Genomic DNA, 13,622 nt, shown 5'->3' with positions numbered 1-13,622 from the left:
AAAAGCGTAAGACAACGGATCAACCGTCTCAACCACACGTAAAAACTCAACGAAGGTATGGCCTTCATTGCCGCCTTGGCCTGCACCAGCGGCCGGAGCATCTTCGTCAAGCAGGGCATCAAGGCTATTACCTGACGCCAGGACCTTCGCAATCTTCTGAAATCCACCTTTGCCATGATCCGCCACGGCGCTGTCAGCAGCATCTGGTTTAACCAGGGCACCAACTTCTGCATCAAGTCTGGCAACCTCACCAGGGCGAACAGTCATCTCGCGACCATCAGCCAACGCCAAGTTCACCTGGGAGCCATCGGTGGCGACTACGCTTTCGCCTTCACGAATGACATCTCCGACCTTGAGGCGGCGCAACTTGCCGGCACCGTCACGAGCAAAAGCTTCTCCGGTGATGGATGAGACTTTGGCGATAACTTGGGATTGGGCCATGGTAATGCTCCAGACACTATTTTCGATGCTTCCAGTGTAGGAGCGTCAAGCATGCAAAACAATTGAACCAAAGTACAGTTCAGCAGCAATAGCTGCGTATATCACCGCCTCTCGATCAGAGACTCAGACCATTAATCCTGAGGGAGAGCTGGAGACGATCACGCAAACTGAGCTTCTCAAAAATGGCGGTGAGATGTGCCTTGACCGTTCGTTCAGTAATCGCAAGCTGCTCTGCAATTTCCTTGTTGCTTGCCCCCCCTGCCACAAGACGCGCAACCTGAGTCTCGCGTTCGGATAGCAGGGGCGACCAGTCATCCCGCGGCAACCGCTCTACCCGCTCCCCCAGAACGCGAGAAGTACTGCCGACCAGCCGCTGCAACAGCGACCGACCAACCCACAGACCACCGTTACTGACAACCAGCGCAACCTGCTTGAGCACCTCTGGTGCCGCATTCGTATTACAGCACCCAGCAGCACCGGCCGACAAAGCATTCATGGTTAACGACTCTTCCGGCTCGTCGCACAGGAGGATCAACGGTTTGCCACGGGCGCAGGCAAAAACACTTTCCACAATAGAATCGAGGGACTCACCTGAGCGCAGGCGGCACCAGACAACACCCTGACGACCATCAGAAATAGAGGCGACCTGATCTCGACGCAGAAACTTCGCTTTCGGCATCGCCTCCAACCACGCTGGCAGAGGATTTATGTCGGCATCAATGATCCAGTGTTGCATCAACGCTCCGTCATGGCCACATTTTTGGCACGCAATACCGGCTTCAGGAGATATGCCAATACACTCTTCTTGCCCGTCAGAATATCAACCTCTGCCACCATCCCCGGAATAATCGGCAAATTGCTATCGCCGAATCCCGGTTTGTTGGTACGCACCCGGACAATATAGAAGGCATTGCCTTTATCGTCGGTTACCGTATCTGCACCAATGTGCTCCAGGGTCCCTTCCAGGCCGCCATATACTGAAAAGTCATAGGCAGTGAACTTGACCATGGCCGGCTGCCCTGGACGCAGAAAGGCAATATCGCGCGGTACAACACGCGCCTCAAGCAACAAGGCCTCATCCAGTGGCACGATTTCAATCATGTCCTTGCCAGGCTGAACCACGCCACCTACGGTATTCACCAGCAGGCGCTTGACCGTTCCCTTGACAGGCGAACGAATCGAAGATTGCTTGACCCGGTCGGAAAGACCAACACTTCCTTCCGCCAGCCCATTCAGCTTGCCGGTTATTTCCGACAACTCCTTGCCCGCATCATTGCGGAAGGTCAGCTCGACCTCCTCGATCTTGCGCTGAGCTTCATTAATTGCCGCCTGAACGCGTGTAATTTGAGCCGAAGCCTGATCACGCTCGCCACGATACCGGGAAACATCGCGCTCCAGACGCAGCAACTCCACTTCCGAAACAGCGCCCGAATTGATCAACGGCTTGGTGACCGTCAACTCTTTTGAGGTCAGATCATATCCCTGAGAGGCCTGGGTCCGTCGCGCCTGCGCTTCATTCAACTCCTGCTGGCGCTGCGACAGCTGCTGGCGAGCAATCGAGATGGCCGCTCCCATCTCGCTGCGCTTGGCTTCGTAATACTGCATTTCCTGCTCGACCACCTCGGGCGACTCCTTCATCACTTCCGGTGGCGGCACAAAAGCCTTGCCTTCCGACATCGCTTTGAGACGAGCTGCCTTGGCCAGCAAGCTGAGATATTGCGCCCGATTTTCGTTGACCGATGAGGCGAAGCGGGTTTCATCAATCTTGATCAACAATTGATTGGCTTGAACCACATCACCTTCCTTGACCAGAATTTCCGAAACCAGGCCACCATCGATACTCTGCAGAACCTGCAACTGCCGTGAAGGGATTACCTTGCCATCACCGCGCGTCACTTCGTCAAGTTGCGCAATCGCGGCCCACAACAGGAAGATCACTGCGACGATACCAATCGAGCGCAGCAGAACCCGCGCCCGTAGCGGCTCCTGCCGCAACATGGCCAAGTCGGCATCGGTAGCGAAATCGACAGCCTCGATATCTTCACGGTTGGGCAAACGCCCCAGTATTTTCTCAACGCGTGGCGCATTATTGGCGGCAATCCGCTCCAGCAAGGCATGCAGTTTGCCCAAAACCAATTTCAGACGACTCATGCCGCCCTCCCGATCCGGCCGCTCTGCAGTGCCTGAATCACCTGATCGCGCGGACCATCCGCCACCACGCGACCGTCATCCACGACAATGACGCGAGTAGCCAGATCAAGCAAGCTGTTACGGTGCGTCACGACAATTACCGTCTTGTGGGCAGCAGCTTCCTTGAGGCGCTGCTTGAACTGCTGCTCGGAAGAAAAGTCCATGGAACTGGTTGGCTCATCAAGCAGCAAAATTGGCGGATCCATCAGAAAGGCCCGGGCAATCGCCACGCCCTGACGCTGCCCGCCGGAAAGGGAATCCCCCCGCTCACCGATCATCATGTCAAAACCATCGGGGTGGCGATTGACGAAATCGGTCAGCCCGGCCGCATCCGCTGCCGCCATCACTGCCGCATCGTCAGCATAAGGGGCACCAATCGCGATATTGTCACGCAGCGTGCCATAGAGCAGGGTCACATCCTGCGAGACATAACCGATATTGCGCCGCAAGTCAGCCGGATCAAGCTGACGCACATCAACGCCATCAATGGTCACAGCACCGGCAGTCGGCTGATAAAGCCCCAATATCAATTTCTGCAAAGTCGTCTTGCCGGAGCCGATCCGACCGATAACAACAACCTTTTCTCCGGAAGTAATCCGGCAGCTGAATCCCTTCAGCGCGGCAATCGAACAGTTCGGATAACTGAACCCGACATCACGAAATTCGATATTGCCCTTCAGATCGGGACGATGCACAAAGGCAGCATCAGCCGGTCGTTCGACCGGGTTGTTCATCACCTGATCGAGCGAGGTCAGCGACACTTTCGCACTGTGGTATTGCATCAACAAACCGACCATCTGCCCAAGAGGCGCAACGGCCCGTGAAGCCAGCATCGTGCAGGCAATCAGGCCGCCCATGCTGAGTTTGCCGTCAGCAATCAGGTAAACCCCGGCAATGATCACAACGATGTTCACCATCTGCTGGATTTCGGAAGCCCCATTGGTCGCGGCAGCCGAAAGAAAGCGCATCTGGTTATTAACCCGGGAAACGAAAGCCACCGATTTTTCCCACTTGGACTGCATGACGCTCTCGGCGCCTTGCGTCTTGATGGTTTCCAGCGCCGACAAACTTTCGATCAGGGTTGCATTGCGCAAGGCACCGGCCCGGTAAGTCGTTTCCGACAAGGCATGCATCTTGTGCTGCAGGATATAGGCGTAGATCACCACCATGACAATTGCCAGAAGAACCGGCAACACCAGCTGCCAGGCAATGATCGCGATCACGACAATGAAAATGAGTGCAAATGGCAGATCGATGAATGCGGTCACCGTTGCCGAAGCGATGAAATCACGTACGGTCTCAAAAGAGCGCAAATTGGAAGCAAAAGCCCCGACTGCTGCCGGCCGTGCCTCCATCCGCACCCCCAGCACCCGCTCCATGATCTGCGCCGACAACTGCATGTCGATACGCGCACTGGCCAAATCAATGAAATGACCGCGCAGCAGACGCAAAACAAAATCAATGCCGATCAGCAGCAACACACCGAGTGCAAGAACCCAGAGCGTTTCCATCGCCCGGTTGGGAACCACCCGGTCATAAACATTCATGGAGAAGAGCGGCATGGCCAAGGCCATCACATTGATCAGCAAAGCCGCACCAAGCACATCGCGATACACCGGCCATTGCTCGGCCAGCGCCCCCCAGAACCAGTGGCGCAGCTTGATGTCGCCAACCTGCGGTGTCCGTTTATCGAAACGGAAATGCGGCCGGGCAAAAATGGCAACCCCCGTATAACGGGCTTCCAGGACCTCGCGCGACATCTGGACCGAGCCCTGGCCCGTTTCAGGGAAGAGCAGCCGGGCATTCTCACCAGAATCATCCCAGCCCAGCAGCACGCAGGCTTCTTCGTTTTGATTCAGCAAAACAGCTGGCAACAAGGCAGGATCAATACGAGCCAGCGGCCGCCTGACCAGCTTGGCCGAGAGACCGGCGCGACTGGCGGCGCGCCCGAACAAACCGGGCGTCAGCGACCCCTTTTCCAGAGGCAGGCCTGAAATCAGCGCGGCTCGAGTACTCGGCCGCCCGTGAATACGCGTCAGCTCGACCAGACAATCCAGCAAGGGGTCGTGATGCAGGAGATCCTCCCGTACACCGGCCTTGCCAACTTCTGAAGAAACTTCGATATCCGCGCTCATGACCATCCCAGCATTTTGACGTTCGATTCTATCTTAGACGAATTTATCCAGCTTGAAGAAATGTAAAAAAGGCGGCCGGGGCCGCCTTTTCCTGCAACACCCAATAATCAGGCAATCAACGGCACAATCAGCAACGCCACGAGATTGATAATCTTGATCAGCGGATTGACTGCCGGACCGGCTGTATCCTTGTAGGGATCGCCAACCGTATCACCGGTAACCGCGGCTTTGTGCGCATCCGAGCCTTTTCCGCCAAAATGACCATCTTCGATGTATTTCTTGGCGTTATCCCAAGCACCACCGCCCGTCGTCATCGAAATGGCAACGAACAAGCCGGTGACGATCGTACCGACCAACAGCCCTCCCAGAGCAACCGGACCGAGCACCAGACCAACCAGCACAGGCACCGCGACCGGCAGAATGGACGGGATCATCATTTCCTTGATCGCCGCCACAGTCAGCATATCGACGGCTTTGGAATAGTCCGGCTTGGCCGTGCCTTCCATGATGCCGGGAATTTCCTTGAACTGGCGACGCACTTCGACAACCACGGCACCGGCTGAACGCCCGACTGCTTCCATCGCCATTGCACCGAACAGGTAAGGAATCAGACCGCCGATGATCAGACCGATGATCACCATGTGGTTCGACAGATCGAAAGTAAAGGGCAGACCCGTGGTCTTGTCGAGGCCAAGCGCGTGCGTGTAGTCGGCGAACAGCACCAGCGCCGCCAGACCGGCGGAACCGATGGCGTAGCCCTTGGTCACTGCCTTGGTTGTATTGCCAACGGCATCGAGCGGATCGGTAACATCGCGCACTTCTTTCGGCAGCCCGGCCATTTCGGCGATACCACCGGCGTTGTCGGTAATCGGGCCGTAGGCATCAAGCGCCACGACAATACCGGCCATCGACAGCATGGAGGTTGCGGCGATGGCAATACCGAACAGCCCGCCCATGGCATAGGCGGCGTAGATCGAGGCGCAGACCGAAAGCACCGGCCAGGCCGTCGACTTCATCGAAACGCCCAGACCGGCGATGATGTTGGTCCCGTGCCCGGTCGTCGAGGCTTCGGCGACATGCTTGACCGGCCCGTATTCGGTACCCGTGTAATACTCGGTAATCCATACCAGCGCTGCCGTCAGGAGCAAGCCGACGAGTGAACAACCAAACATCGTCATGGTATTGATCGTCGAGCCATCCGGCAGCACAGCACCGGCGCCGATCAACCAGGAAGTCACCGGATAGTAGGCCACCAGCGCCAGCACGCCGGCCACCGTCAGGCCGCGATACAAGGCCGCCATGATCTTGCCGCCTTCGGTTGCCTTGACGAAATAGCAGCCGATGATCGAAGCGATGATCGAGACACCGCCGAGCGCCAGCGGATAGAGCAAAAGGTTTTCACCCAGCCCCGGCGTCGCCTTGATCGTCAGCGCGGCCAGCACCATGGTGGCGACCACGGTCACGGCGTAGGTTTCGAACAGGTCGGCCGCCATGCCGGCGCAGTCACCGACGTTGTCACCAACGTTATCGGCGATCACCGCCGGGTTGCGCGGATCGTCCTCGGGAATACCGGCTTCGACCTTGCCCACCAGGTCGGCACCGACGTCGGCGCCCTTAGTGAAGATGCCACCACCAAGCCGGGCGAAGATGGAAATCAGAGAGGAACCGAAGGCCAGGCCGACCAGCGGCTCGATGACATGACTCAACTCGGCATCCGGCGCATTGACCGATTTCAGGAAAGCAAAGTAGCCGGCCACGCCGAGCAAGCCAAGACCAACCACCAGCATGCCGGTGATGGCACCGCCCTTGAAGGCGACATCAAGCGCCTTGGCAATCCCGCCGCGCGCCGCTTCTGCGGTACGCACATTGGCTCGCACCGAAACGTTCATGCCGATGAATCCGGCGGCACCGGACAATACGGCACCGATCAAAAAGCCGAAAGCGGTCAACCAGCCGAGTTGGGGAACAATACCAATCAGCACGAAGAGCACGATACCGACCATCGCAATCGTCTTGTACTGTCGGTTCAGGTAGGCCTCGGCCCCCTGCTGGATCGCCTTGGCGATTTCTTGCATACGCTCGTTGCCGGCAGGCAACGCGAGGATCTGTCGGCTGGAAATCCAGCCATACAGGACAGCCAATACGGCGCAGGCAAGCGCCAACAACAACGCATTAGACATTACTCCCCCCTCTTCATGGTCAACAAAAAATCAGATCTTGAACGCCCCCAGCTTTTTCCCGATGGAGACATTCTGCAAGCGGACGTAGTCCGGCAAGCCATTGCGATACGGTGGCGGCTCCTCACCTTCGATCAGCGGCTGCAGATAGGTGCGGCACGCATCGGTGATGTGGAAGCCATCGGCGGTGATGAACTCGGCCGGCATCTTGCGTTCGACGTTGGCGACGTCTTTGAGCGGCGCTTCGCCGATCTGCCAGCGATACGGCTTGTCAGCCAGACGGTCGACCGTCGCCATGACGGCATTTTTGCCCTGTAAAGCGAGGTTGACCGCTGCGACACCGAGCGCATGCGCCTGTTCGATATCGGTACGCGAAGCCAGGTGGCGGGCCGAACGCTGCAGGTAGTCGGCGAGCGCCCAGTGATACTTGTGGCCGAGCTTGTCCTTGATCAGCTGTGCAACCGCCTGACCGACGCCGCCCAGTTGCGAATGCCCGAAAGCATCCTTGGTACCGGAATCGGCAATCAGCTTGCCGGAGGCATCGGACAAACCTTCCGAGACGGCGACCGTGCAATAGCCATATTGCTCGACGCACTCCTGGACGCGCGCCAGGAAACGCACGGGATCGAACGGCACTTCCGGGAAGAGCAGGATGTGCGGCGGTTCGCCGGCATTTTCCGAAGCCAGGCCACAAGCGGCGGTAATCCAGCCGGCGTGGCGGCCCATGACTTCGAGGACAAAAATCTTGGTGGAGGTGCGTGCCATCGAGGCCACGTCATAACCGGCTTCGCGGATCGAGGTCGCGACATACTTGGCGACCGAACCGAAGCCCGGACAGCAGTCGGTGAGCGGCAAATCGTTATCGACGGTTTTCGGCACGCCGACGCAAACCACCGGATAACCGAGTTTTTCGGCAATCTGCGAGACTTTCCAGGCGGTGTCCATGGAATCGTTGCCGCCGTTGTAGAAGAAGTAACCGATGTCGTGCGCCTTGAACACCTCGATCAGGCGTTCGTACTGGGCTTTATGATCTTCTAGGCTTTTGAGCTTGTAACGGCAGGAACCGAAAGCGCCGCCCGGCGTGTGCCGCAGGCGGGCAATGGCCTCGTCGGTTTCGAGGCTGGTATCGATCAGGTCTTCGGTCAGAGCGCCGATGATGCCGTCACGACCGGCATAAACCTTCCCGATCTTGTCGGGATGGCGGCGTGCTTCCTGGATCAGGCCGCACGCCGTTGAGTTGATGACGGCGGTTACGCCCCCTGACTGTGCGTAGAAGGCGTTTTTAACCGTCATCTTCGTCCCTTATTTCAGTGCGTCAAAAACGCTCTTGGTAATCGTATCGACCGAGCCCACCCCGGCCACCTTGGCAACCTTCGGTGCGTTGGCATCGCCGGTTGCTGCCCACTTGGTGTAGAAATCAACCAGCGGCTTGGTCTGCGAGTGATAGATCTCGAGACGCTTCTTGACGGTTTCTTCCTTGTCGTCGTCACGCTGGACGAGGTCCTCACCGGTCACGTCATCCTTGCCTTCAACCTTCGGCGGGTTGAACTTGACGTGATAGGTACGACCGGACGAAAGGTGAGCACGGCGACCGGCCATGCGCTCGACGATGTCACTGTCCGGCACGTCGATTTCAAGCACGACGTCGAGGGCAACGCCTGCATCCTTCATGGCATCGGCTTGCGGAATGGTGCGCGGGAAACCGTCGAACAGGTAACCGTCCTTGCAATCGTCCTGGGTCAAACGATCCTTGACCATGCCGATGATGACGGCGTCCGGCACGAGACCGCCGGCATCCATATGTTTTTTGGCTTCCAGACCGAGGGCGGTGCCCGCTTTTACCTGGGCGCGCAGCATGTCGCCGGTGGAAATCTGGGGGATGCCAAATTTCTCGGAGATGAACTTGGCTTGCGTACCCTTACCGGCGCCAGGTGCGCCCAACAGAATCAATTTCATGGAGTGTCCCTCGGTTCAAAAATGTTAATTCGTTCTTTTTATCGGCTTGTCCGGCTGCCGTTCTCTAAAGGCGAAAAATTACTCGCTATTGCCGGCCCGGTCAAACAATTTGCGCATCCGCTCTGCATCTTCGGGCGTATCGACACCCGGCGCCGGCGCCGCATCGACCAGCAAAACACTGATCCGGTAACCATGCCAAAGGGCGCGCAATTGCTCGAGCGACTCGAACTGTTCGGTCGGTGCAACGGTCAACCCGGCGTAAGCCTGCAAAAAGCTCGCACGATAGGCATAAAGACCAACATGGCGATAGGCCGGAAAGCCCGCCGGCAGGGTTTCGCCGCCGTTTTCACGGGCAAAGTGGTCGCGCGCATAGGGAATCGGGGCGCGCGAAAAATAGGCTGCGTCGCCGTCGGCGCGACAAACCACTTTCACCACGTTCGGATTGAAGAAATCACCAGCCTCGGTAATCGGATGCGCCACCGTCGCGATGTCGGCACCGCTGATCGCCAGCTGACGCGCCGTCCGGGCGATGATTTCAGGCTCGATCAGCGGCTCGTCTCCCTGCACATTGACGATGATGGTGTCGCGACTCCAGCCGCGCTGCTGCGCGACTTCGGCCAGGCGATCGGTACCGGTCAAATGGTCGCTGCGTGTCATCAAGGCAGCAAACTCATGCGCCTCGACGACGGAACGCACTTCCGGATGATCGGTCGCCACCCAGATTTCATCCGCCCCCGACAAGCGCGCCCGTTCGCCCACGCGCACGACCATCGGCTTGCCGCCAAGATCGAGCAGCGGCTTGCCCGGCAGACGCGTCGAGGCGTAGCGGGCCGGAATCACCACCTTGAACGCGGTGTGCCCCATGCTCAGCCTTCCGCGGGCAGTTGCCGGGCTTCGTCCTCGAGCATGATCGGGATGTCGTCGCGAATCGGGAAAGCCAGCTTGCAGGGTTTGCAGACCAGTTCCTTTTCGGCTTTGCGGTGTTCGAGATTGCCCTTGCAAATCGGGCAGACGAGGATATCAAGCAGCCTGGCGTCCACGAAGTTTCTCCAGAATAAGTTCAGTTAGGGCCGGCGCGAGCTCGGCCGCGACGGGCAAAACCCAGGTTTCGCCGGGCGTCAATCCGGCGCATTTTACTGCATCCTTCTCGGTCATCAGCAGGATGCCGTCTTTGGCGAAGGCCAGATCGGCCTCCACGTAGGCGTGATGATCGGGAAAGGGATGCGCTTCGAAGTCCAGCCCCAGCGCCTGCAGGGTCCGGAAAAAGCGCCCGGGATCGCCGATTCCGGCCAGCGCGTGCAATTTCTGCCCACGCAGACGGTCGACCGTACAGAAACGGGCAAAATCATCGAGCCGATAGAAATCGCCGGGCTGCAAACGCATTGCAAAAGACGGCAAGGTAGCCGGCAGACGCTCATCCGGTGCGCCGTTGCAGATCACCGCATCGACCGAATCGAGCCGTGCCAGCGGTTCGCGCAGCGGCCCGAGCGGCAGGCGCCAGCCGTTGCCGGCGCCGCGTCCGTCAAAAACGGCCAGCTCGACATCGCGCGCCAGACGGTAATGCTGCAGGCCGTCGTCGCAAAGAATCAGGTTCACTTCCGGATGCGCCGCCAGCAAGGCCAGTCCGGCTGCCGCCCGGTCGCGCCCGACCCAGACCGGCACAGCACTGCGCCGGGCGAGCAAAATCGGCTCGTCGCCGACGTCGACCGGTGAGGCGTCGGCCAGCACCGCGCGCGGCGCCGAGTTTGCACCGCCATAACCGCGACTGACGATGCCCGGCTGCCAGCCGCGCTCCTGCAGCGCCCGAGCCAACCACAGCGTCAGCGGCGTCTTGCCGGCGCCGCCGACGGTGATGTTGCCGACCACGACCACCGGCACCGGCAGGCGCAGCGGCTGCGTCCGGCGACGCTTGAGATTGGCGAGCAGGACAAACAGCCCGCACAAGGGCAGCAGGAGCGGCAGCAAAAGCCACAACGCCGGCGAAAGCCGGCGTTGCTCGAACCACTGCCGCTGCAACCAGCGCGCCATCAGCGTGGCGCTTGCGTCGCGAAGGAGATGTGCGGATAGCCGGCCGACTGCGCCGCCTGCATCACGTCGATGACGTTCTGGTGCGTCGCCTTGGCATCGGCGTTGATGACGATCAGCGGATCGGGCCGGGCACCGGCCGCCCGCTGCAGGGCATCGGCAATGCTCTTGACGTCACCACCGGGCAAGGGCGACTTGTTGACCAGGATCTGGCCGCTCGCCGTCACCGCAACATCGATCTCGTTGGGCTGCTCGGCCTGCTTGCTGGCATCGGCCGTCGGCAAATTGATTTCGAGGCCGGAGAACTTGGCGTAAGTCGTCGTCAACATCAGGAAAATGATGATGACCAGCAAGACGTCGATCATCGGAATCAGGTTGATTTCCGGCTCTTCCCGGCTGCGTCCGCGCTGAAAGTTCATTGCTTACTTCCGGTCGCCGTGCATGTACTCGACGAGACGCACGGCCTGCTGTTCCATCTCGACCACGAAGCCATCGACCTGGGCGCGGAAATGGCGCCAGAAGATCATGCTCGGCATCGCGATGACCAGGCCGAAACCGGTGTTGTACAGCGCGATCGAGATGCCATGCGCCAGTTGCTGCGGATTCGAGCCGCTCGGCGACTGCGAACCGAAAATCTCGATCATCCCGACCACGGTGCCGAACAGGCCCATCAGCGGGCTGATCGAGGCAATCGTGCCGAGCGTCGTCAGGTAGCGGTTCAGCTCGTGCGCGACGGCGCCACCGGCTTCCTCGATCGATTCCTTCATGATTTCGCGCGACGCATTGACGTTGCGCAGGCCGGCCGACAAAACGCGCCCGAGCGGCGAATGCTTTTCAAGGTCCTCAAGCAGCTTGTCGTTGTTGGCACCGCGCTTGAACTCGCCGACCGCACGTTGCAGCAGGCCGGCCGGAACGACCTTGGAACGACGCAGGGCAACCAGACGCTCGATGATCAGCGCAACGGAAATGATGGAGGCCAGCAACAACGGCCAGATGGGCCAACCGGCAGCCTGAACGATCGCAAACACGTGGGAATTCCTCGCTGGAAAATTAACCGTGGATTTTGCCTCTCCCCTTCCGGCGGGGCAAGCCCTAAAAATCAGGCGTCGTCGCGCTTATCCCCAAAATCTGTGGATAAGTCTGTGAATGAATTGTGGCCAGTTGCGCTAAACCCCGTCCGGCAAAGGCTTTTTCCTGCTCTGCCAAAAAACAAGGCACATTATTTAAATCGATAAAAATCAACAGGTTAAATAAAATCAAGCCTGTCAAGCAAAGCCCGCAACAAAAAACGACGGGTTACAATCGCCGGATGCGTGAAGTCACCACCACCGCCCCCTCTTCCACACTCACGGTTTCCAGCCTGAACCGCCTGGTCCGCGAATGTCTTGAAGCGAAATTCCCGCTGACCTGGGTCGGCGGCGAGATTTCCAACCTGACCTACGCCGCTTCCGGCCACGTCTATTTCTCGCTCAAGGATGCTGCCGCCCAAGTGCGCTGCGTGATGTGGCGCAGCCGGGCGCAACTACTCGGCTGGCGCCTGGAAAACGGCCAGAAGATCGAGGCACGCGCCCTGGTCTCTTTCTACGAGCCGCGCGGCGAATTCCAGCTCAATGTCGAAGCCATCCGCCGCGCCGGCCAGGGCGACCTGTTCGAACGCTTCCTGCGCCTCAAGGCACAACTCGAAGCCGAAGGCCTGTTCGCCAGCGCAGCCAAACGGCCGCTGCCGACTTTTCCGCGCCACCTGGCCATCGTCACCAGCCCGCAGGCCGCGGCGCTGCGCGACGTACTGAGCACGCTGCACCGGCGTGCGCCGCATATCCGGATCAGCCTGTTCCCGACGCCAGTCCAGGGCGAAGGCGCCGGCGAAAAAATTGCCGCCGCGATCATGGCGGCCAGCGACAGCGCTTGCGACGCGCTCATTCTCTGTCGCGGCGGCGGCAGCATCGAGGATCTCTGGGCCTTCAACGAGGAAAGCGTGGCACGCGCCATCCGCGCCTCCGCCATCCCGGTGGTTGCCGGCGTCGGCCACGAAACCGATTTCACGATTGCCGACTTTGCCGCCGACCAGCGCGCCCCAACACCGACCGCCGCAGCCGAACTGCTCAGTCCCGAGCGTAGCGCCCTGCTCGCCCGCCTCGCCGAACTGCAGCGCCATCTCGAACGGCGCATGGAACGCACCCTGGCCGACCAGCAGCAAAAAATCGACTGGCTGACCAGCCGCCTGATTCACCCCGCGGCGCGCATCGAACAGCGCCGCCAGGACACGACCCAGCTCGGCCGCCGCCTGCACCAGGCGATGTTGCGCCAGACTGCCAGCCAGCAATTGCGCCTCGCCGTCCTCGGCCAGCGCCATAAGGCCGCCCGACCACAGCCGGGCAAGCAGGGCGAACAGCTCGCGCATCTGCATTACCGGCTACACAGCCAGGCGCTCTGGAAAATTTCTCAACAGACCGGGAAACTTAATGCACTAAGTAGCGGTCTAGTGCAACTGGATCCGCAAGCCGTATTGGCCCGCGGTTATGCCTTGGCCATCGGCCCCGACGGTCGTGCCGTGCGCGATGCCGCACAGATTGCCAGCGGCGATGCGCTGAAACTCAGCTTTGCCCGGGGTTCGGCCGACGTCACCGTCAATCAGGTTGTGGCCACACCCGAAGCTGACTAGAATTTTGTTTTACCCCTTGAACATAACGGAGAATAC

Annotated in this window: 12 protein-coding genes and 1 pseudogene; 1 reads left to right on the top strand and 12 read right to left on the bottom strand. The window is 59.5% G+C overall.

All coding sequences use genetic code 11. The annotated features are described in order from the left end of the window. Nucleotides 1–51: 51 nt before the first annotated feature. The 12 genes and pseudogenes from KIG99_RS20895 to KIG99_RS15505 all read right to left on the bottom strand — a co-directional run. Nucleotides 52–441 (bottom strand): annotated as a pseudogene (locus tag KIG99_RS20895) (retention module-containing protein); the annotation flags it as partial. Nucleotides 442–556: 115 nt separating this feature from the next. Then, entirely contained in the window at nt 557–1,177 is a 621-nt protein-coding gene (locus KIG99_RS15555; protein WP_226460973.1) for a response regulator transcription factor, read from the bottom strand. Further along, complete coding sequence (locus tag KIG99_RS15550) at nt 1,177–2,592, bottom strand: HlyD family type I secretion periplasmic adaptor subunit (RefSeq protein WP_226460972.1); 1,416 nt, start codon at nt 2,590–2,592, stop codon at nt 1,177–1,179. The genes KIG99_RS15555 and KIG99_RS15550 overlap by 1 nt, the downstream gene beginning before the upstream one ends. After that, nucleotides 2,589–4,766, bottom strand: a complete 2,178-nt coding sequence (locus KIG99_RS15545) for a type I secretion system permease/ATPase (RefSeq protein WP_226460971.1) — start codon at nt 4,764–4,766, stop codon at nt 2,589–2,591. Before KIG99_RS15545 ends, KIG99_RS15550 begins: the two co-directional genes overlap by 4 nt. Before the next feature lie 107 nt (nt 4,767–4,873). Further along, nucleotides 4,874–6,946, bottom strand: a complete 2,073-nt coding sequence (locus tag KIG99_RS15540; RefSeq protein WP_226460970.1) for a sodium-translocating pyrophosphatase — start codon at nt 6,944–6,946, stop codon at nt 4,874–4,876. Between the two features lie 30 nt (nt 6,947–6,976). Further along, nucleotides 6,977–8,236 (bottom strand): 6-phosphofructokinase, encoded by a 1,260-nt coding sequence (locus tag KIG99_RS15535; RefSeq protein WP_226460969.1) that lies wholly within the window; start codon nt 8,234–8,236, stop codon nt 6,977–6,979. 9 nt (nt 8,237–8,245) lie between these two features. Beyond that, complete coding sequence (adk, locus tag KIG99_RS15530; protein WP_226460968.1) at nt 8,246–8,899, bottom strand: adenylate kinase; 654 nt, start codon at nt 8,897–8,899, stop codon at nt 8,246–8,248. Between the two features lie 78 nt (nt 8,900–8,977). Further along, a complete protein-coding gene (kdsB, locus tag KIG99_RS15525; protein WP_226460967.1) occupies nt 8,978–9,763 on the bottom strand; it encodes a 3-deoxy-manno-octulosonate cytidylyltransferase in 786 nt (261 codons plus the stop codon). A 2-nt stretch (nt 9,764–9,765) separates the two neighbouring features. Further along, nucleotides 9,766–9,939: a Trm112 family protein gene (locus KIG99_RS15520; protein ID WP_226460966.1), complete on the bottom strand. Its 174-nt coding sequence runs from the start codon at nt 9,937–9,939 to the stop codon at nt 9,766–9,768. Beyond that, the gene (gene lpxK, locus KIG99_RS15515; RefSeq protein WP_404817888.1) at nt 9,920–10,927 is read right to left on the bottom strand and encodes a tetraacyldisaccharide 4'-kinase; all 1,008 of its coding nucleotides are present in this window, start codon (nt 10,925–10,927) and stop codon (nt 9,920–9,922) included. The genes KIG99_RS15520 and lpxK overlap by 20 nt, the downstream gene beginning before the upstream one ends. After that, entirely contained in the window at nt 10,927–11,343 is a 417-nt protein-coding gene (locus tag KIG99_RS15510; RefSeq protein ID WP_226460965.1) for an ExbD/TolR family protein, read from the bottom strand. The genes lpxK and KIG99_RS15510 overlap by 1 nt, the downstream gene beginning before the upstream one ends. A gap of 3 nt (nt 11,344–11,346) precedes the next feature. After that, nucleotides 11,347–11,952, bottom strand: coding sequence for a MotA/TolQ/ExbB proton channel family protein (locus KIG99_RS15505; RefSeq protein ID WP_226442838.1), 606 nt, complete (start codon nt 11,950–11,952; stop codon nt 11,347–11,349). Between the two features lie 281 nt (nt 11,953–12,233). Here KIG99_RS15505 and xseA point away from each other — a divergent pair, with 281 nt between their 5' ends. Next, nucleotides 12,234–13,586: an exodeoxyribonuclease VII large subunit gene (gene xseA / locus KIG99_RS15500; RefSeq protein ID WP_226460964.1), complete on the top strand. Its 1,353-nt coding sequence runs from the start codon at nt 12,234–12,236 to the stop codon at nt 13,584–13,586. Nucleotides 13,587–13,622: the final 36 nt, after the last annotated feature.

It is taken from the genome of Quatrionicoccus australiensis, from assembly GCF_020510425.1.
GTDB lineage: Bacteria > Pseudomonadota > Gammaproteobacteria > Burkholderiales > Rhodocyclaceae > Azonexus > Azonexus australiensis_A.
This window is presented reverse-complemented; position numbering and strand designations above follow the sequence as displayed.